The following is a 20,269-nucleotide window of genomic DNA, read 5'->3' as shown; positions in this document are numbered from 1 at the left end:
CCGCCACTTCCGCACCATTGACACCACCTAAAAGAGAAAATAAAAGACCCTGCAGCGCATACGCTTCGGGCGCGGCGCGGCAGGGAAATTTTCGGGTCTATCGAGGCCTCCACCGAGGTATTTACCCTATCCGCGGGTAGTGACCAATTCGGGGTTAGAAATATTCCATTCTCGGCCCTCCATCTTCAGCACGGTGGCGAAGGCGCGGGCCTTATCATCGTTATTTTTATCGCTCGCACCCCAGAAAATGCGGCGATCATCCTTGGTAGTGAACTGCAGAGAATAGGAATCGGTGACCTCGAGGGTGGCGACTTGGTGGCGCACGTCATCGGAAAGTGCGGCAATGGCAGCCACCGCGTCTTGGGCCTCGGAGGAGCCACTGTCGATGTCCCCGGTAAGTTCTACCGCACCTTCAGGCGGCTCTGCGGAAGTAAATTCCTCGCCCTTGTCATCGATGAGGTAGGTGGTGTCGTCTCGCTTCACGAAGGCGACGGGCTTATGCTCCGTGACGGAGATGGTCAAGGTCGATGGCAGGTCGCGCGAGACCGTCACCGAATCCGCCCAGTCCAAGTTGGCTACGCCACTGGCGGCCTCGTGTGCATCCACCCGCAAGAGGTTTTCGCCTTCGGGCACGCCCGCGGCCTCCTGAACCTGGGCTGCATCGAGCTGGTGGACGCCCTCCACCTCAAAGTTTTTCACCTTGAAAATGGGCAACGCCCATACCGCGGCGCCCACCACCAGCACGAGGGCGAGCAGGCCGCCGATGATGCTGAAAATGAGCTTCTTCGACACCCGCACTAGTGGGCCCGCAATTCATCGAGGATTTCCGCGGCAACGAGGGTGATGGAACCGGCGCCGATGGTCAAGACGATATCGCCCGGCTGTGCGATGGAGACCACGTCCTTGGCCGCTGCGGAAAAGTCTGGCTCGAAGATAACCTCCATCTCCTCCGGCATCTTATTGGTGATAATGCGGGAGGTAATGCCTTCCACGGGTTGCTCGCGGGCACCGTAGATGTCGAGTACAACGGCGGCATCGGCAAGCGCAAGCGCCTGCGCGAACTCGGCGTCGAATTCCATGGTGCGCGAGTACAAGTGCGGTTGGAAGCAGGCGATGACGCGCCCGCCATTGCCCTCGGCCGCGACCTTGGCACGCGCGGCCCGCAGCACCGCGGCGACCTCGGTGGGATGGTGGGCATAATCGTCGAAGACGCGGACGCTGCCGCCCTGCCAATCCACGCTGCCCCGGTACTCAAAGCGACGGCGCACGCCGCTGAAATCCGCAAGCCCCTCCGCGATGGTGCTGGGCTCGCCACCCGATAACACGCCGGCGATAAGCGCCGCCATGGAGTTAAGCACCATGTGGTGGCCGGGAATCTGCAGCTGGTAGCTCACGGATTCCTCCACGCCGGGCAGGGACAGCTGCACGGTACACGCCATGCCAGCGGCGGTGGTTTCCTCCGCGGTCAGCGTCGCGGCAAGCGGAACGGAGGTGGTGCGGGCTTTCTCCGCGCCGCCATAGCCGATGACGTTGATGCCGCGGCTAAGTGCCTGCTCACCGATCTCGGCCGCGTGCTCGTCCTCCGCGCAGACGACGAGGTAGCCCGTATCCGGGGTGACCAGGTCCGCGAAGTCCGCAAAGACCTTGAAGTAGGCGTCCGCGGAGTGGAAGTAATCGAGGTGGTCCGGCTCCGCGTTGGTGATGACGGCGATATCGGGGCTATAGCGCAAGAGCGAGGCATCGGACTCATCGGCCTCGGCAACGAAGGCCTCGCCGGTGCCGCCGTGCGCGTTGGTGCCGGCGCGGTTGAGCTGGCCGCCGATGGCAAAGGAGGGATCCAGCCCCGCGTGCTGCATGGCGCTGACGGCCATCGAGGTTGTCGAGGTCTTGCCGTGCGTGCCCGCCAACAGCACCTGGGTGTGGCCCTCCATCAGCGCGGCGAGCAGATCCGAGCGGCGAATGAGCGGGATATTATTGTCCCGCGCTGCGACGAGCTCCGGGTTATCCTGCGGAATCGCCGCGAAGGAGGTCACGACGGTGGTGGGCAGCTCGCCAGAAAGCTTGAGGTTGTCCGCAGCGTGGCCGATGGCTACCTTGGCGCCCATCGAGCGCAATACCTCCACCGGGGTGGAGTCCTTCACATCGGAGCCGGTCACGACGGCGCCGCGGGCGGCGAGGATGCGGGCAAGACCCGACATGCCGGAACCACCAATGCCGATGAGGTGGACGCGGCTGAGATCGTACTGTGCGGGATCGGTCATTTACTTATCCTTCTTTCCTGCCTGCAGTTCTGCGTCCTGCACGCGGGTGGCGATGCGGTCAGCGATGATATTCGCCGCATCCCCCGCCTTAGACTGGGCGGCGGCCTGCGTCATGGATTTCAGGCGCTCTGGATCATCGAGGATGGCGCGGACCTCTTCGATGAGGCGATCGGCGCCCAATTCGGCATCGGCAATCTGCACCGCAGCGCCGGCTTCTACCAATTCGCGCGAGTTCAGCGCTTGCTCGCCATTGCCGTGTGGCAGCGGGACGTAGATGGCGGGAAGGCCCGCGGCAGAGACCTCTGCCACCGTCATCGCGCCCGAACGGCACACCACAAGGTCCGCCGCAGCGAGCGCACCGGCCATGTCATCGATGTACGGCAATGCGGCGTAGTTCGGGTGCGGCTTAGGCGGATCGTTTTTCTTGCCATAGGCGTGCAGCAGCTGGAAGTCCTTGGTGAGGTCCTCTGCTGCGCCCGCCACGGCGCCATTGATGCTGGCCGCACCCTGGGAACCGCCGGTAATGAGGATGGTGGGCAACTGCGCCAAGTCCCACTTCGTGCGGGCATCCGCGGCGGTATTCCCGTCCTTATCCGCGGCAGACGCGGCCAGGCTGGGGCGCACCGGGATGCCGATGACCTCGCCCTCCATGCCCGAATTGGCGTGGGCATTAAGGCCAATGCCGCCGAGCTTGACGCCCAGCTTATTGGCCATGCCTGCCAGGGCGTTGGTCTCGAGGACATAGAAGGGAATGCCTAAGGTCTTTGCAGCGATATAGGCCGGCCCGGAGACATAACCACCGGTACCAAAGACGACATCGGCCTCGACGTCCTTTAAGACCTTGCGCGCCTGGCGGACGGACCGCGCAAGCTTGACGGGGAGCTTGGCCAGGTTGGTGCTCACCTTGCGGGGAATCGGCACGGGGGTAATCAGGCGCAGGTCCACGCCGCGGGCGGGAATAATATCGCTTTCCAGCCCCTTTTCGGTCCCTAATGCCGTAATCCGGGCGCCGTAGCGCTCGCGCAAAGCTTCACCGACGGCAAGGGCGGGCTCAATATGTCCTGCAGTGCCGCCACCTGCAAGGACGACGGAAATTGGCGTGGAATTCATAGCCTAAAGGCTACCAGCGCCTACCGCCTCGGGCGGTGCTCGGCGCGCGGATACCTCCGCCCGCTTCCGGTCACCGGCCGGCCGTAGCGCTCGTCGCGCACCCGCGGACGGGGACCCTGCGGCTGGGAGTGACGGCCCCGCGATTTCTTCTTCGCCGCCGGCGGCTCCGGCTCGCCGATGAAAAAGAGGCGATCAAATAGCGGGCGCCCGAAGTTCTGCATGGCAGAAATCTGCATCGGCTCGTGGCGGGCCACGTTGCACAAGATGCCCATCGAGCCGATCGTAATAATCGCGGCCGTACCACCCGCGGAAATCATCGGCAGCTGAATACCGGTCACCGGCAGCAAGCCGACGACATAGGCGATATTAATAAACGCCTGGGTCACCACGCCGATGGTTAGCGTGGCAGCCAGCAGGGATTGATACTGGTTCTGCGCGCGGGTGGCGGTGCGCAGGCCCACGTAGCCCAAGGCTGCGAAAAGGATGATCACCAGCGCGCCGCCCCACAGGCCGAGCTCCTCGCCCACGATGGCGAAGATGAAGTCATTCTTGGCTTCTGGCAGGTAGAACCACTTGGCGCGGGATTGGCCGAGGCCAACGCCCCAGAAGCCGCCATCGGCAAGCGAGAGAAAGCCCTGGTAAGACTGGAAACCCGTGCCCTGGGTATCGGAGATATTGCCAAAGAGGGCATCGAAATAGGTGTGGAAACGGTGGGAGCGGAAGCCGCCGATGAGGAAGACGGCGACCAGGCCCAGCGCACACAAGATGCCGATGATGATGGGCACGCGCCTGTTGACGCCGGCGAAAAAGAGCGTGAAGACCACCACGAGGGCAAAGGACAAGGCCATGCCCAAGTCGCCCTGCCCCACGATGAGCAGGAACATGAGGCCCGCGATGAGCGAGTACATCATGAACGGGTCCGAGAGCTTGAGGGAATGGTGTTCCTTATCCGCGAGCACCGAGGCACCGAACATTCCCACCGTGATGCGTGCCAGCTCCGAGGGCTGCAGGGAAATCGGGCCAATGTAGATCCACGACTGGGAGCCCACCTCCTCGCGGCCGGTACCGATGCCAGGGATGAGCACCGCGATGAGCAGCAGAATGGAAAGGGCCAATAGCCACGGGATAAATTTGCGCAGCGTATGCGGGGAAACTTTGAGGCCGAGCCAAAACGCGCCCAAGCCGATGATGACCATGGCGGTTTGGCGCAGCGCCTGGTTCCACACGCCGCCATCTTCTGTCAGGGATGTGGCCATGGACGAGGAAAAGACCATGACCACGCCGATGCCAATGAGCGAGAAGATAATCAGGCGCAAAAGCAGATAATCCAGGCCGGGATGCTGGCGGGCTTGTTCGCGCACGTCATTAATCCGCTCGCGCGTGCTCTTTGCGCGGGGGCGCTGCGGGGAGGTGGCCGTCATGAAGTCTCCTAATTTTGAAAAAGGTCTAATGCGCGCGGGCAATATCCCGCGCCGCCGCGGCAAAAAGGTCGCCGCGTTGGGCCATTCCGGTGTACATATCCAACGATGCCGCAGCCGGCGCCAAGAGGACGGTATCGCCAGCCTCGGCGTGTTGCGCGGCAGCGCCCACGGCAGCATTCATTGCCGCCTGCGGATCGGTATCCTCGATGAGCTCAACCGGGGTTTGCGGGGCGCGGCGGGCCAGGGCTTCGGCGATGATGCTCTTGTCGATGCCCACCAGCACCGCCGCCTTCAACCGCGCGGCGTGGGTAGCGATGAGCTCATCTACATCCGCGCCCTTGAGCTGGCCGCCGGCGACCCAGACCACCGAATCGAAGCCTTCTAGGGCGGCATCGGCCGCGTGCGGGTTGGTGGCCTTGGAGTTATCGATATAGGCCACCCCGCCGTGCTCGTGCACCACTGCGCCGCGGTGACCGGCCACCGCGTAAGCTGCTAGGCCTTCCTGGATGGCGGCGGGGCTAGCGCCTGCCAAGCGGGCCACGCTCGCGGCCGCCGCCGCGTCGAGGACACCCGCAAGGCCCGCCGGCTCGATGCCCTCGGCGGAGGCAAGATCTATGGCGTCCTCGCCGTCCAGCCTGGAGACCAAGCGCCCGGCGCTCACGCCGACCTCACCGGCTGCTGGCTCGCCGGCGGTAAAGCCATACACGCCGTCGATTTCCTCGGCGTAGCGACCCGCCGCGGCATCGTCCTTGCCCACCACGGCGCGCGTGCCATGGAGGGCCTTGGCCTTGGCGAGGGCATAGGCGTCAAAGGAACCGTGCCAATCTAGGTGGTCTTCGGCCACGTTGAGCAGTACGCCGACATCGGGGCGCAGCTCGCTGGACCAGTGCAATTGGAAGGACGAGAGCTCGGCGCACAGCACGTCGACCCGCGGGGTGGCGGTCAGGGCATCAAAAAGCGAGACGCCTATATTGCCCACGGCTTGCGCGCGCAGCCCGCTGCGAGCGGTATCGGCCTGCATGATTTTGGTCAGCATTCCCGTGGTGGTGGTCTTGCCGTTCGTGCCGGTGACAACCAGCCAAGTGCGAGGTGGGCCGAAGACCTCGGCGCGGTCGAGGCGATAGGCCAGCTCGACATCGCCAATGACCTCCACGCCGGCGGCCTGGAAAGAATCTAAGAGTTCAGAATCGGGACGCCACCCCGGCGAGGTCACCACCAGGTCATAGTCGCCCGGTGCCGGGGCGCCGGTCGATACCGTGGCCACGCCAAACTCTTCCGCCAGGGCCGCTAGGGCAGCGGCATTGGAATCTGCGACGGTGGTATCCACGCCGAGGCGCGCGAGCATCGCCACGCACCCGCGGCCAGAGACGCCGGCTCCTGCGACGAGGACGCGCCCGCGCAGAAAAGGTGGTAGCTCAGCCATGATGAGTGCCTCAATCCTTAAGTATCTAGTGCCAAAACTTTATTGCAGGTTTCCAAAGCTGACTGCAGAGAGCCAATCGCCGTAGAAGATGCAGATGCCCGCCATCGCGGCCATCGCGCTTAACAGCCAGAAACGCGTGACAACCGCAGTCTCTGCCCAGCCGCCATTTTCAAAGTGGTGGTGGATGGGCGCCATGCGGAAAAAGCGCTTGCCCGTCGTGCGGAAGACCACGATCTGGATGACCACGGAGACCGTTTCAATGACGAAGATGGCGCCGATGACAATCATCAGCAGCTCGGTGCGGGTGGTCACAGAAAGGCCGGCGACGAGGCCGCCGAGCGCGAGAGATCCGGTATCGCCCATGAAGATCTTCGCCGGTGCGGCATTCCACCACAGGAAGCCGAGGCAGCCACCCAGGCCCGCGGCTGCGAGAACCGCGAGGTCAAGAGGATCGCGGACCTCGTAGCAGCCGGCGGCCGGGGAAATCGAGCACGAGTTGCGGAACTGCCAGAAGCTAATGAGCGTATAGGCCCCCATCACCATGGCGGTAGTACCGGCGGCTAGGCCGTCCAGCCCATCGGTCAGGTTGACCGCATTCGACCACGCGGCGATGAGCAGGTACAAAAAGACCAAGAAAATGATGGTGCCAATAACGGCGCCGCCGACGGCGATATCGAAGGTATCGAAGTCGCGGACGAAGGACAGGTTGGTCGAGGCAGGGGTTAGCCCATTGGCATCCGGGAATTGTAGGGCGAGGATGCCGAAGATGAGCGCGATGGCCAGCTGGCCTACCAGCTTGGCGGTTTTATTGAGGCCGAGGTTGCGCTTTTTGAACAGCTTGATGAAGTCATCGGCAAAACCCAGGCCGCCGAGTCCCATGGTCAAGAAGTAGACCAATAACCCCGAGGGGCTAAATCCACCGTTGCCGGTTGCGCGGGCATAGATTCCCACGATGAGGTAGGCCACCGTGATGGCCAGCAAGATCGCCAGACCGCCCATCGTCGGGGTGCCCCGCTTGCGCAGGTGGAGCTGCGGGCCGTCTTCGCGGATTTCTTGGCCTTTTCCGACGCCAGAAAAATACCGAACCAAAACTGGGGTGGTAAAAATCGCGACGAGGAAACTAACGACGCCCGCGATAATGATCTGAGTCATTGCTAGAGATCTTTCTCCTTGAGATAGGGACTAACGGCGATTGAGCTGTTCTGCCACGCGCCACAGGCGCTGGGCATTCGAAGATTTCACGAGGACGACGTCCTTGGCCGTGCGCGCGGACCAGTCCTCCACCCCGGCAGGGGCGACCCGGAGGATATTTTCTACGGCCGCCGTCGCGGCCTCAATATCGGGGCAGAGTTCGGTCTGGATGCCGTGTGCGTGCGCGGCCTCCACCATGGCTACGGTATGCGCTCCCTCTCCTACCGCGACGAGGTAATCCACGTGGTACTTAGAGAGGACCGAGCCTAAGATGCGGTGGGCTTCGACGGCTTCGCCGCCGAGCTCGCCCATCTCTCCCAGCACCGCGATGGAGCGGGCATCGGGACGAGCCGCGGAGGTATAGGCCAAGGCGGCAATCGCCGCGTGCATCGAATCCGGGTTAGCATTATAGGAGTCATCGATGACGGTGACACCATCGCGGCGGGTGCGCACGTCCATGCGGTGCGCCGAGCTCGTCTGGTGTCCGCTGAGCGCCCGCGCGGCAACGGCGGGTTCCACGCCCGATTCGATGGCCGCAGCGGCCGCGGCCAGGGCATTAGAGACCTGGTGCTTGCCAAAGACCTGCAGCTTAATCTCCATCGGCGCGACGCCGGGGGCGTGGAAGGTAAAGGACGGGCGGGCGACATCATCAAGCTCGATGTCTGTTGCGTAGTACTGCGCATCCGCGGCTTGTGGGCGATTGGCGGAATAATAGACCACCTTGGCCTGTGTGCGCGGCGCCATAGAAGCCACGAAGGGATCGTCCGCATTCAGGACCGCTACCCCGCCGTCTGCCGCGGCGGGCAGGGCCTCAATGAGCTCGCCCTTGGCCTGGGCGATATTCTCGCGGGAGCCAAACTCACCCAGGTGCGCGGTGCCCACGTTGAGCACCACGCCCACCGTCGGGGCCGTGATCTCAGTCAGGTGGCGAATATGGCCGATGCCGCGCGCGGACATCTCCGCCACGAGGAAGCGCGTGTGCTCATCGCAGCGCAGGGCGGTATAGGGAAGGCCCACCTCGTTATTGAAGGAGCCGGGTGGGGCGACGGTTTCGCCCTCGGCGCGGAAGATGGTAGCCAGCAAATCCTTGGTGGAGGTCTTGCCCGCGGAGCCGGTAACGCCGACGATATCCAGGCCCTGTTCCGCGGCGAGGCGGGAGGTCACCTCGCGCGCGAGATCGGATAATGCCCCAATCACAGCGGCGGCGGAGCCATCCTCATCGTTGGCATAAATATCGGCATTGGCGGCGTTACCGGTCACGCGGCCTTGGGGCTTGACGATGATCGCCGGTACCCCCACCGGCCGAGCGGCCAGCACGGCTACGGCGCCCTGCTCTATGGCTTTTTCGGCAAAATCATGGCCATCGACGCGGGCACCGGGTAGGGCTACGAACAAGCTGCCGCTGGTGACCTTGCGCGAATCAAACTCCACGAAGCCGGTCACGCGCTCATCGGGATCATCAACGCTATCCAGGCTACCGCCGGTTATCGCGGCGATATCTCCAATAGAAAGTGGAATCATTACTACTCCTTCGTATCCCTAAGAGTATCGCGATGCGCCGTTCCCGCCAGCTTTTCCTCAATGGCGCGCGCCATTTCCTCTCGGTCATCAAAGTGCAGGGTGCGCTCGCCCACGAGCTGGCCTACCTCATGGCCCTTGCCGACGACGATGATGGCATCGCCCGGCTGCGCCCAATCCACCACTTCATCGATGGCGCGTGCGCGCGAGCCCTGCTCCCGAATATCGGCATCCGGCGCAGCCCGGCGAGCGCCTTCAATGACCGCCGCGCGGATTGCGGCTGGGTCCTCGGTGCGCGGATTATCATCGGTCACCACCGTAAGATCCGCCCGGGTGGCCGCAGCCTCTCCCATAATCGGGCGCTTGGTGCTATCGCGGTCACCGCCGGCGCCCACGACGACGCCGACGCGACCGGAAGTGCCCTCCAATTGCAAGCGTAGGGTATCGAGCACCGCAGCGATGGCCGCGGGCTTGTGGGCATAATCCACCACGGCCACAAAGTCCTGCCCGCGGTCGATCCTTTCCATACGCCCCGGAACGGCGACGTTTTCCACGCCGGTCAAAAAGACCTGTGGGTCTTCGCCCACCGCAGTAGACATCCCTAGGGCGAGCGCGGCATTGGCGATATTGAATTCGCCGGGCAGCGGCAGCCGGAAGGAATAGTCGGTGCCGTCTAGGTTGAGGTCAACCTCCTGCGCACCGGTCGCCTCGGTAGCCGTCTGCCGGGCGGAGATCGTGGCATCGCCTGTACGCGTTGCCACCGTCGTTACCGGGGAACCGGCGTCTTCTATCATTCCGCGGAGGCGCTCGCCCCACTCATCATCAACGCAGATGACCGCGCGCTCGGCGGCCTGCTCTCCCAGAAATAGCCGGGACTTGGCCGAAAAGTACTCCTCCATCGTGGGATGGAAATCCAAGTGGTCCTGGCTAAGGTTGCTGAAGCCAGCCACGGCAAAGTTGGTTCCGCGCACGCGGCCGAGCTCCAAAGCGTGGGAGGAGACCTCCATGACCACGTGGGTCACGCCCTCATCCCTCATGCGAGCGAAAAGCTCTTGCAGCCGTGGCGCTTCCGGCGTGGTCAAAGAGGTGGGCACCGGCGTGCGATTGATGCGGGTACCGGTGGTGCCGATTAGGCCCACGGAGTGGCCGGCCTGCAATAGACCGGCTTCGAGGAGGTAGCTAGTCGTGGTCTTGCCGGAGGTTCCGGTAATCCCCAAGACCGTGAGATCGCGGGTGGGGTGTCCATAAATTTCTGCCGCAATCGGGCCTAGGACGACGCGGATATCGTCTACCACGATGATCGGGCGGGTTTCGTTAGCTTGGCGGAGGTGGTCGAGACCGGGGGCATCGGTAAGCACCGCGCCCGCCTTGGTATCCCCGGCGAACTGCGCGCCGTGCACCCGCGTGCCGGGAAGGGCCGCAAATAACGCGCCTTCGGGAAGGCTCGCGGAATCTAAGCCGCACGCGCTGACCTCTACGGTGCCATCACCGATGACGCGTCCGTGCGAAAGCTGCGCAAGTTTTTCTAAGGAAACAGACATTTCAAGCTCCTATTGTTCCCGCAGGGTCATCCGCGGCGCTGGTTTCGAGGTGGGAATATTATCGCGATTGAGCAGCCAGGAAGAGATATCCCGGAAGATAGGCGCCGCGGACTGGCCGCCGCCGCCATTGTCTTCCACGCCGGACTTAGGCTCATCGAGCATGACTGCGACGACGAATCGTGGGTCATCGGCAGGCGCAATGCCCGCAAAGGTGATCCAGTAGGCGGAATTAGAATACGCCCCGGAATTCGGGTCCACCTTTTGGGCGGTGCCGGTCTTGCCGGAGAGCTGGTAGCCGTCCAATTGGGCATTCGCAGCCGTACCGTTTTGCACGCCGGCATCATCATCTTGGAAGACGGCGCGGAACATATCCACCGCAGTCTTGGCGGTTTCCTTGTCCACTACCTGGGTCTTTTTTGGCTCGGGTAGCTTTTCCGTCTCGCCGTCAGGGTCTTTGATCTCGTCAATGATGCGCGGTTCGATGCGCTCGCCGCCATTGGCCAATGCTTGGTACACGCTCGCCATCTGCAGCGTCGTCCACGCCTGGCCCTGGCCGATGGGCAGGTTGGCAAAGGTACCACCCGACCACTGCTCTTGATCTGGCACGGTACCGGCGGATTCATTGGGCAACTCAACGCCCGTGGTCGCGCCCAAGCCGAACTTCTTCAAGTACTCCGCATACTTCTCGGGCCCAAGCTTATCCGCGATCATCAAGGTGCCCACGTTGGAGGATTTACCAAAGATGCCGGTGGTGGTATACGGCTCGGTGCCGTGAGGCCAGGCATCGTTGACGGTCACGCCAGCCATGTCGATGGAGCCTGGAACCTGGTGCACCTCATCCGGCGTGGTAATGCCCTCTTGCAGAGCTGCCGCCGCCGTCACTATCTTGGCCACGGAACCCGGCTCATACGGGTGGGAAATGCTGCGGTTCTCGAAGTCCTTGCCCTCCTTGAGCTGGTCTTCGATATTCTTATTCGGATCCACCGTATCGGTATTAGCCATAGCGAGCACCTGGCCCGTCGCGGCATCAAGCACCACGGCCTCGGCACCCTCTGCCTGGGAATTGGCCTTGGCCTTTTCCAGCTTTTGCTGGACGTAGGTCTGCAGATCCAAATCCAGGGTGAGGGTGACATCGCGGCCATCGACGGCATCCACGACATCGCGCAGGGTGCCGGGGATAACCTGCCCGTCGGTGGAGACATCCTCCGTGGACTGCCCATCGATGCCGGTTAATTCGGTATCGCGGGCCGCCTCAAAGCCGAATTGGCCGTGGCCATCCATAGAGACCTTGCCCACGACGTTTTCTGCAATCGCCCCGTTTGGGTACTGGCGGATATCTTGCCGGTCCGCCGCCACACCGTGGTACTTATTGGAAATCTCTACGGCGACATCCGGGTCCACATTGCGGACCAGGACCTCGTACTGCGTATCGGCCTTGAGCTTGTTTTTAATATCGCTCGCATCGACCTTGGAGGCAGAAGCACCCGAATCCTCAATCATCTTCGGAATGCCCTCAGCCATCTCCTTGAGTTTGTCCTCCATTTGTTTGGTGAGGTACTCATCCTTCTTGCTCTCATCCATGCCCTCGAGTTTCCCCTCGGACGTGGCTTCCATCTTCGCCTGCTCTTTGAGCTCATCGCGCAGGCGCGTGGGAGAGACAGTCAAGGAACGAGACTTCATTGTATAGGCCAAACGCTGGCCATCCCGGTCCAGGATCTCTCCCCTGCGGGCCGGGTCAATATAGACGCGTTCGCGCTGGGTGACGGCCTTCGCCGCAAGGTCCGGGCCCCAGACTAATTGGACCCACGCAAGGCGCCCGCCCAAAGCGACGGTGGCGACGACAACACAGGTCAAAATGATGCGCAGGCGCTGGCGCATGATCGCTTTTTGGGGCACAACAGAGCTAGCAGCGCGGCGAGGCCACGGACGGTACCCACGGTTGCCACCATTATTCGGTGCAGTCACGGTGCTCAGTCACCTTCCCTTCGCCGCCACAGGTTCTTGCGTGTATCGATTGTGCCCTACAAGATGGGCAATGCCCGCGCTACCACGCGCGAGCACAGAGAATTTCACCACTTATTCTGTCCGTTTAATCAGCCTGGCTGGTGTACGGCGCGCGGGCGGGAAGGTTGGGGCGATTATCGTCTGCGCTATCGCGATTATCGGCGTCATCGCCGCCGCGTTGCTCATCCCGGTTCTCGTCCGCATCGTTGCCGCGGGCATGTTGCTGCTGCCCGCGCGGCACGGCGTTCAGGGAATCAGACATTCCCTCCGTATCCTTCGGGTCGCTAGAGGCTTGGCCTGGGCGGATGGGTTCACCGTTGACATCGATAAGCTTTTCCGTATCCGGGGTGCCTTCGCGCTTGGCGATGATCTCGCCATCCCCGCCGACCTCAGTCACGCCGGGTTGCTTGGGCACGGCCATGCCCAATTCATCCGCGCGGCGGGCAATATCCGCCGAGGAGCTTAAGTTTTCTGCGTCTCGGTTGAGCGACTCGATCTGGTTATCCAACTGCGATTCCTGCACCGTCAGCTGCTGAATTTTAAACGTCTGCGAGGTGGACAAACCAGATAGCCACATGGCCAGCGCTACCCCGCCGATGACCAAGGTAACGGCCAAGACTGCAACGCGGGTAAAAGCATTATTCTGCTTCGTCTGCTGTTGCACCCGCCGGCCGCGGAAGCTGACGACCTGCTTCGAGCCAAGCCGCTTCGCCCCGCGGTGCGGCACCCGGGTACGGCTAGGAGCCGTCCGCCGCACCGTTTTCCCGGTAGCCCTAGTGGCGGTGCGCTCGCGCACAGCGGTAGGCGCTCCAGTGTCGATTCCGGTGGTGAAGTCTCGGCTGGCGCCCATGCTGCGAGTGGCCTCTCTGTCGCGGCTGTCCGTCAAGTGCTGGTTTCGGCGTGGGATGGTGCTCATTTCTTGCCTCCCGGTGGTAAAAATTCTGGCGTGCCTTCAAGCCGTTCAAGGGCGCGCACGCGCACCGACGCGGCGCGGGAATTTTCTTCTACCTCCGCCGCGGATGCCTTTTCGGCCCCACGGGTTACCGTGGCGAATTCCGGTGCGGTGCCCGGCAAATCCATCGGTAGACCGGCAGGCGTGGTGGACGTAGATAACTCCTTGAATGCTGCCTTTACGAGGCGGTCTTCCAAGGACTGGTAGCTCATAAAGACCGCGCGCGCCCCAATAGATAGCGCACTGGTGATGACGGGAAGCACATTTTCAATGGCCTCCAACTCGCGGTTGACCTCTACCCGCAGCGCCTGGAACGTACGCTTTGCCGGGTGCCCACCCGTGCGGCGCGTTGCCGCCGGGATGGTCGAGTATAAAAGCTCAACCAAGCGGCCCGAGGTGCTAAACGGTTCCTTCTCGCGCTCCTTGAGCACGGCGGAGGCAATCTTTCCCGCGAAACGCTCGTCACCATAGGTCTTGAGAATCCGCGCCAAGTCCCCGTGCGAATACGTATTGAGCACATCAGCGGCGGTAAGTCCATGGCTCGGATCCATCCGCATATCCAGCGGTGCGTCCGTCTTATAGGCAAAGCCGCGCTCTGCCTGATCCAGCTGCATGGAAGAAACGCCCAAATCGAAGAGGGCTCCCGCAATACCGTGGGCGCGGGCAGCATCAAAGATATCGCCCTCGCCCTGGGCAATCGCGGTACCCAGCTCATCGAAGCGTGCATTGACCGCGCAAAAACGCGGGCTGAAGGGCTCTAGCCTCGCCGAAGCATTCTGCAATGCCTGCTCATCGCGGTCCACACCGATAACGCGTGCCTGCGGAAAGGTCTGGAGGAAGTACTCGCTGTGGCCGCCGGCACCTAAGGTGGCATCGACAAGCACAGCCTGCGAGCCCGCAGCCTCTACCCCGGGGCGCAGGAGCTCCGCCATGCGCTCGCGCATGACCGGCACATGGCCGTGGTTATCCGCCACATCGTAATTAAGGTTAGTTGTAGCCATGTCTCCCCGCGTCCCCCTTTCTGATTTCCGCTGTGCAGGACTTCCTATCGTGGAAAGCACGACGAGTGCATATAGGGCCCTGTCCGAGGCAGGTTTCTGATATCGGGGAAGTACACCAGAATCATCCGCCTCGGACAGAGTCCTTACACGCACTCGAGATGCGGGCGCTTACAGCAAGCCCGCAAGTACGTCATCGGCATCTGCTGCCGAATAAGCATCTTCAGTTTGCGATTGATACTCAGCCCACGCGGCTGCATCCCAAATTTCGAGGAAATCTACCGAGCCAACCACCACGCACTCTTTGGACAAACCCGCGTACTCACGGTGGCCTGCGGACAAGGTGATGCGACCATGCCCGTCGGGCCGCTGTTCGTCCGCACTTGCAGCCAAGTTACGAATGAAAGCGCGCGCTTCCGGATTGGTTCGAGAAACCGCCGCAGCCTTCCGTGCGCGTTCGGCGAACTCTTCGCGCGGGTACACGGCCAAAGAATGGTCCTGCCCCTTGGTAACCATCAGGCCACCGGCGAGCTCGTCGCGAAATTTTGCAGGAAGCGTTAAGCGCCCTTTGTCATCAAGTTTCGGAGTGTAGGTTCCGAGAAACATCCCGGCGTCCACCTTCCTCACTCGACAACTCCGGATTCCCTCACGTCAGAAGAGAGTTTTTCAACCCCATTCCTCCGCTGCGCCCCACTCTACCCCACTCTCCCCCACATGCCCCACTTAAATCGCCATATTCTCAGCAACACAAAAAGTATGCGCAGTTAAAAGGGTGTTTTTCCGGTGGGAAGAAATCCCGCGCCCCACCTTGACAACCCCGAAAATCCACCCCTTTAGCCCCACTTACAACATCAAGATCGCCCCACCTCATACATCACTTACAGCGCAATGCCTGCATATTGGACCTGCTACTGTCCTCTACCACCCACAATCCCCCACCGCGCCGCGGTTTTGGTCAGAAGGTGGGGCAAAGTGGGGAATTTTGGTAAGGCGTAAAAAATCCCCAGCCACCCTTCCTGGTGACTGGGGAAATGGAAAGTTCGCGGCTAGCTTTCTTCAAAGCGCCGACGGAAGTTTTCTTCCAGCTTGCTGCCTACCCCACTATTACGAGACGAGGCTGCCTTCTTTGACCGCCCATTGGTGGACTTTTTCTTTCCGCCACCAGCAGGCCGATCGCCCCGGAGCATCCACACGCCGGAAGCGAACATGACTAAGAACCCGGCGATGGACAACGCAATAAACCACAAGCTTTGCTGCGCCAAGGCCACGCCGCCAACAAGCATGCACAGACCAACCACGATGAGCGCAATCCCACGCAGCGTAACTGCGCCGCCGGAACCGCCGATCGAGGTAGATTCAGACACAGAAGCGCCAAATTTAGGATCGTCCGCTAATAACGATTCCTCTATTTCACGGAGCGTGCGTTGCTCCTGCTCAGAAAGAGACACTATTCCTCCAACTAGGGACTGGGCTTCGGCCGATATATCTTCTACCAATACTAACGTCCAGAGTAACCAGTATGTTCCCCAAAAGGTAGTTATTCCCCTCAACAGTGATTATGGCGCCGCTATGCTGCTGCTATGCCGCAAAGGATCCCAGAATCGTCTCGGCTTCACTCTCATCTAAAAATTGCGCCGCCTGCTGCATTAACCCGTAGACATATTCCTCATCCGGCGTTGCATCCAAGCCAGACGCCACCCGGGCACGGGTACGAGAGTAGGACTTAAAAGCCTCGGCCCACTGCTTTTCCTCGGCCCCCACCAAAGCCAAGCGGTCCCACGCGCTCGTTGGCAGACGCCGGCGGCGAGAGACCACCGATACAGCTACTCGCGCACCCGCCGTACGCAATGCGGACTGATAAGCCACCTCCAGCGCCTGGTCAAAGCGACCATCCGCCGCATATCCCCTCGCCCGATCCAGAAGCTCGCGAGCCTGGAAAAGAAAGTGGGCCCGCTTCGCGCCCTGCTTGCCAGCAAAGCGACCGGTAGAGCGGGACTGCGTTGCCGAAATAATCTGTGCCATTGTTTTTCTCCTGTACTGCGCTAATAACTAACCGTGTTCGATTGCCGCTCACTTTAAGCAGCCAACCGGACATCCACCCCCTAGTCTAGTTCACCTGTTCGAATTACTCAAGAGTTTTACCAGTCATAACTGCCTACAAATCGAACACAGTTCGAAATCCCTTAGGGCTCGATGGAATAACCCCGCCCCCACCCTTGTCCGCCGGTGGACATGCGTATCTGGTGTGATAGATACCGTGAGTTTCGAAATCCGCCGCTTAACCCCGCAAGAGTTCTCTATGCTGGCTCCCCAACTCGTGGAGATCTACATCGAGGCCATGGGATATGACCCGGTCACGTTTTCGCGCAGCGTGGACAATTGGCGGGCGGATTCCATGCGGCCCGGGTTTACAGCGCTTATTGCTGCGCATGACAACGGCGTCGTGGGAGTGGCCTATGGATTTTTGGGCTCACCAGATACTTGGTGGGATTCCGAGCTGCGCCGCGCCCTGCGCCGCAACGGCGGGCCAACTGAGTCCGAATGGGGCATGCTGCGCAGCTATTTTGAGGTGGCTGAAGTGCACGTGCTGCCGTCTTTTCAAGGCCACGGTTTAGGTAAGCAGCTACTCGAAGGGCTCTTATGGAATATCCCTGCCCGATTTGCCTTATTGTCAACGCCGGAAGCACCACAGGAAGCCAACGGGGCTTTTCGCCTCTACCGGTCTGTGGGCTTCTTTGATGTCGTGCGCCACCATCGCTACCCCGCGGATCCCCGACCCTTTGCCATTTTGGGAGTGGTCCTGCCGCTATAAACCTGTGTTATTTCTTCTCGGCCCAAGGCGGTATCGTGTGGAGGTGTGACTATGACGAATATTCCTGAGCTTGCGGATATCCCCGGCGCGGTGCGCGAAAAACTGGCCATCTTCTTGGACCAGCGCCGGGATCACGTGGCAGAAATCGGCGCCCCGGTCAGTACCGCTATGAGCTTTTTGGAATCATTCGTCCTCGATGGCGGGAAAAGGGTGCGCCCCATGTATGCGTGGGCGGGCTACCTCGCCGCCGGCCGTGGTTCGGAATCCCCAGAGGCGATGCTGCGCGCGGCATCCTCGCTGGAGTTCATCCAAGCCTGCGCGCTTATCCACGATGACATCATTGACGCGTCGAATACGAGGCGTGGGAAACCGACGGTGCATCGGGAAGCAGAGCGCCTTCACCGGGAATCCGATTTCTTAGGGGATCCGGAATTCTTTGGCACGTCCGTGGCCATCTTGGTGGGCGATTTTGCGCTGGTCTACGCCGAGGATATGTTTCAGGATTCTGGGCTCAGCTCGGAGGCTTTGCAGCGTGCGCGCGATCCCTGGCGGGGAATGCGCACCGAGGTCTTGGGCGGCCAATTGCTCGATATTTCCCTCGAGGCAGCCGGTTCGGAATCGGTGGCGCTGAGCAATTCCGTCAACCGCTATAAAACCGCCGCCTATACCATCGAACGGCCCCTGCATTTGGGCGCTGCCATCGCGGGGGCAAGCGATGAACTAATCTCGGCTTTCCGCGGCTATGGGCACGATATCGGCATCGCGTATCAGCTCCGCGATGACCAACTGGGGGTCTTTGGGGATCCCGAAATTACGGGCAAGCCCGCCGGCGACGATCTGCGAGAGGGCAAGCGCACGGAGCTTCTTGCCTTAGCGCTACAGCGCGCCGATGAACGCGACCCCAGCGCCGCCGCTACTCTGCGGAAATTCATCGGCCGCACCTCCGATACGCAGGACTTGCTGCGCCTGTCCCAAATCATTGCGGATTCCGGCGCCCCTGATGAGATTGAGCGCCGCATTACCGCGTTGACGGAATCCGGGTTGGCCCATCTGCGTGCGGCGAATGTGGATCCGCAGATCACCGAAACGCTAGAACACCTAGCCATTCAGGCGACGACGCGCCAAAAGTAGGTATCACCGTGGCCAAAACCTACTCCTTGCCAGTCCCCCGCGCACTCCCGCTGGGCCTCGTGGCCTCGTGCGTGCTCCTTTTCTCGTCTTTTTCTGGCGGCTCAACCCGCAACCGCGGCGGCGTGCTCGAAGCGCTCAATATCGGATTCTTATCGTATGGTCACGGGCGCAACCTCGGGTTGGTGCTGTATTGGGTGGGCATTTTCCTCCTCGCCGCCGCCTGGGTGCTTGCCGGGCGCATGATTATTCGCAAGCAGCTTAAACACCCGCGCCCGGAGGGAGGGGTACGCGAGTTACAACGCATCCTTATCGCATGGGTCACCCCACTGCTATTCGCCGGCCCTATGGCTTCCAGGGACGTGTATTCCTACCTCATGCAGGGCGCCATGGTCCGCGATGGATTCGACCCCTATACCGAGGGCGCCGCCGTCAACCCCGGGCCCTTCCTGCTCGAGGTCTCACAAGACTGGCGCAATACCACCACCCCGTATGGACCGCTGCACCTGTGGATTGGCAAAATCGTCACCACCGTCGTGGGCGATAATGTCACCGTCGGCATCATCATCTATAAGCTGCTTTCGCTATCAGGCTTTGTCCTTATTGCGTGGACGGTCCCGCGGATCGCCCGAAAGCTCGGCGCGGATCCGGCGGTCGCGCTGTGGATCGGCGTTGCCAACCCAGTCATCATCTTGCACCTTATCGGTGGCATGCACAATGAATCCCTCATGGTCGGCCTGGTGTCGTTGGGGCTTTTGGCCGCGCTGCACCAGCGCTTCCACGCCGCGCTGCTGCTAGTCGGCACGGCGGTGGCGATGAAGGCTACCGCGATTTTTGCCGCCCCCTTCATCGTCTGGCTGATGCTGCACCGCTACGCGCCCAAGGGTTCTACCGCGGCGCGCACCGCGGTGGTTTTCGTCTGCTCAGGGCTCATCGCTGCCGTGGAAATCATCGCGTCCGTGGCGCTTATCACCTGGGCCTCCGGCACCTCATGGGGCTGGCTATCCCAGGTCAGCGGCAATTCTAAGGTGATTAACCCCTTGGCGGGCCCGACATTGGCCGCGGACATCATCGTCCCGGCGGTCCACATTTTTGACCCGGAGGCATCCTATAACGCCATCCTGGGCGTCCTGCGCACAATCGCGATGGTGTGCATGCTCATCGGGTTGGTCATCGTGTGGTGGCTAAGCCGGCACACGGCCCGCGATGCCATTATGGGCACCGCGGCGGCCTACCAGGTTGCCTTCGTCTTCAACTCGGTGACCCTGCCGTGGTACTACGCCTCCATCTTCACGCTCATGGGCACCTTCCGCCCGCCGTTGTGGCTGCTGAAGTTTACCTCCGGCGTAGCGCTATTTATCAGCTTGAGCTTTTCCGGCGACGGCAACCACCAGCTCTATAACTGGTTCTGGGTCATTGGCCTCATCGTTGTGTCCTGGTCCGCAACGCAATGGATGTTCGATGGCGTGAGCCAAAAAGGCCCTCAACTCCCCAAGCGCTGGGTTAAAAAGCAGACGCCTGCGCCCGCCGAATAACCTCGCGCGCCAGGTGCCCGTGCAGGGCGTCGATGGGCCGGCCAGGCAGGGAGTCATCTGCGGTAAATAGGTGGCGCAGGATCTCTTCGTCGTCATAGCCGCCATCGGTAAGCACGGTGATAACGCCCGTGACGTGCTTGGCAATGCTCCCCTTGTCATTGAAGAATGCCAGCGGCACGCGCTTGCCTTCGGGCGAGTCCCAGACAATGAATTTGCGGTCCTGGAGCAAGTCATAGGCGCGGGTGATGGGCAGGCCCAGCTTGTCTGCCACCTGCTGCATGCTGAGCAGCTCTTCGCCGGCCAATAAGGAATTCAGGGAGTTTTCTGCGTTAGTCACGCCACCTACTTTAACGCGACCTAGGGGATCGGCCATAC

18 protein-coding genes are annotated in these 20,269 nt (G+C 61.6%); 3 read left to right on the top strand and 15 right to left on the bottom strand.

Going from position 1 to position 20,269, the window contains the following annotated elements; genetic code table 11:
• Positions 1-126: 126 nt before the first annotated feature.
• From HMPREF1261_RS07390 to HMPREF1261_RS07325, 14 genes are all read right to left on the bottom strand, one after another.
• Positions 127-798: a cell division protein FtsQ/DivIB gene (locus HMPREF1261_RS07390; protein WP_023030491.1), complete on the bottom strand. Its 672-nt coding sequence runs from the start codon at positions 796-798 to the stop codon at positions 127-129.
• Positions 798-2,261, bottom strand: a complete 1,464-nt coding sequence (murC, locus tag HMPREF1261_RS07385; protein ID WP_023030490.1) for a UDP-N-acetylmuramate--L-alanine ligase — start codon at positions 2,259-2,261, stop codon at positions 798-800. Before murC ends, HMPREF1261_RS07390 begins: the two co-directional genes overlap by 1 nt.
• Entirely contained in the window at positions 2,262-3,371 is a 1,110-nt protein-coding gene (murG, locus tag HMPREF1261_RS07380) for an undecaprenyldiphospho-muramoylpentapeptide beta-N-acetylglucosaminyltransferase (protein ID WP_005278426.1), read from the bottom strand.
• A gap of 20 nt (positions 3,372-3,391) precedes the next feature.
• Positions 3,392-4,792, bottom strand: a complete 1,401-nt coding sequence (locus HMPREF1261_RS07375) for an FtsW/RodA/SpoVE family cell cycle protein (protein ID WP_023030489.1) — start codon at positions 4,790-4,792, stop codon at positions 3,392-3,394.
• Positions 4,793-4,817: 25 nt separating this feature from the next.
• On the bottom strand, positions 4,818-6,215 hold the full coding sequence (murD, locus tag HMPREF1261_RS07370; protein WP_023030488.1) for a UDP-N-acetylmuramoyl-L-alanine--D-glutamate ligase: 1,398 nt from the start codon (positions 6,213-6,215) through the stop codon (positions 4,818-4,820).
• A gap of 39 nt (positions 6,216-6,254) precedes the next feature.
• Entirely contained in the window at positions 6,255-7,367 is a 1,113-nt protein-coding gene (mraY, locus tag HMPREF1261_RS07365) for a phospho-N-acetylmuramoyl-pentapeptide-transferase (protein ID WP_023023075.1), read from the bottom strand.
• Positions 7,368-7,397: 30 nt separating this feature from the next.
• The gene (gene murF / locus HMPREF1261_RS07360) at positions 7,398-8,927 is read right to left on the bottom strand and encodes a UDP-N-acetylmuramoyl-tripeptide--D-alanyl-D-alanine ligase (protein ID WP_023030487.1); all 1,530 of its coding nucleotides are present in this window, start codon (positions 8,925-8,927) and stop codon (positions 7,398-7,400) included.
• A gap of 2 nt (positions 8,928-8,929) precedes the next feature.
• A complete protein-coding gene (locus tag HMPREF1261_RS07355) occupies positions 8,930-10,465 on the bottom strand; it encodes a UDP-N-acetylmuramoyl-L-alanyl-D-glutamate--2,6-diaminopimelate ligase (RefSeq protein ID WP_023030486.1) in 1,536 nt (511 codons plus the stop codon).
• 9 nt (positions 10,466-10,474) lie between these two features.
• Entirely contained in the window at positions 10,475-12,343 is a 1,869-nt protein-coding gene (locus HMPREF1261_RS07350) for a penicillin-binding protein 2 (protein WP_023030485.1), read from the bottom strand.
• Between the two features lie 211 nt (positions 12,344-12,554).
• Positions 12,555-13,385 carry a hypothetical protein gene (locus HMPREF1261_RS07345; protein WP_023030484.1) on the bottom strand — a complete coding sequence of 277 codons (831 nt, stop codon included), beginning with the start codon at positions 13,383-13,385 and terminating at the stop codon, positions 12,555-12,557.
• Entirely contained in the window at positions 13,382-14,422 is a 1,041-nt protein-coding gene (gene rsmH / locus HMPREF1261_RS07340; protein ID WP_023030483.1) for a 16S rRNA (cytosine(1402)-N(4))-methyltransferase RsmH, read from the bottom strand. Before rsmH ends, HMPREF1261_RS07345 begins: the two co-directional genes overlap by 4 nt.
• A 168-nt stretch (positions 14,423-14,590) precedes the next feature.
• Entirely contained in the window at positions 14,591-15,025 is a 435-nt protein-coding gene (gene mraZ, locus HMPREF1261_RS07335) for a division/cell wall cluster transcriptional repressor MraZ (RefSeq protein ID WP_034654127.1), read from the bottom strand.
• A gap of 440 nt (positions 15,026-15,465) precedes the next feature.
• Positions 15,466-15,867, bottom strand: coding sequence for a DUF3040 domain-containing protein (locus tag HMPREF1261_RS07330; RefSeq protein WP_023030482.1), 402 nt, complete (start codon positions 15,865-15,867; stop codon positions 15,466-15,468).
• A 130-nt stretch (positions 15,868-15,997) separates the two neighbouring features.
• Positions 15,998-16,441, bottom strand: coding sequence for an SAV_6107 family HEPN domain-containing protein (locus HMPREF1261_RS07325; protein WP_005278401.1), 444 nt, complete (start codon positions 16,439-16,441; stop codon positions 15,998-16,000).
• A 235-nt stretch (positions 16,442-16,676) separates the two neighbouring features.
• Here HMPREF1261_RS07325 and HMPREF1261_RS07320 point away from each other — a divergent pair, with 235 nt between their 5' ends.
• The 3 genes from HMPREF1261_RS07320 to HMPREF1261_RS07310 are packed head-to-tail and all read left to right on the top strand — an operon-like array spanning position 16,677 to position 19,894.
• On the top strand, positions 16,677-17,231 hold the full coding sequence (locus HMPREF1261_RS07320) for a GNAT family N-acetyltransferase (protein ID WP_034658166.1): 555 nt from the start codon (positions 16,677-16,679) through the stop codon (positions 17,229-17,231).
• A 51-nt stretch (positions 17,232-17,282) separates the two neighbouring features.
• Positions 17,283-18,362, top strand: coding sequence for a polyprenyl synthetase family protein (locus tag HMPREF1261_RS07315; protein ID WP_023030480.1), 1,080 nt, complete (start codon positions 17,283-17,285; stop codon positions 18,360-18,362).
• An 8-nt stretch (positions 18,363-18,370) separates the two neighbouring features.
• Complete coding sequence (locus HMPREF1261_RS07310) at positions 18,371-19,894, top strand: alpha-(1->6)-mannopyranosyltransferase A (RefSeq protein ID WP_005278393.1); 1,524 nt, start codon at positions 18,371-18,373, stop codon at positions 19,892-19,894.
• Here HMPREF1261_RS07310 and HMPREF1261_RS07305 read toward each other — a convergent pair.
• Entirely contained in the window at positions 19,863-20,267 is a 405-nt protein-coding gene (locus HMPREF1261_RS07305) for an Rv2175c family DNA-binding protein (RefSeq protein ID WP_005278391.1), read from the bottom strand. The two genes, HMPREF1261_RS07310 and HMPREF1261_RS07305, sit on opposite strands and share 32 nt — an antisense overlap.
• Positions 20,268-20,269: the final 2 nt, after the last annotated feature.

It is taken from the genome of Corynebacterium sp. KPL1818 (genome assembly GCF_000478135.1).
GTDB classification, from domain to species: Bacteria; Actinomycetota; Actinomycetes; order Mycobacteriales; family Mycobacteriaceae; genus Corynebacterium; species Corynebacterium accolens.
Note: the sequence above shows the minus strand (reverse complement) of the source record. Positions and strands in the feature narration are given on the sequence as shown.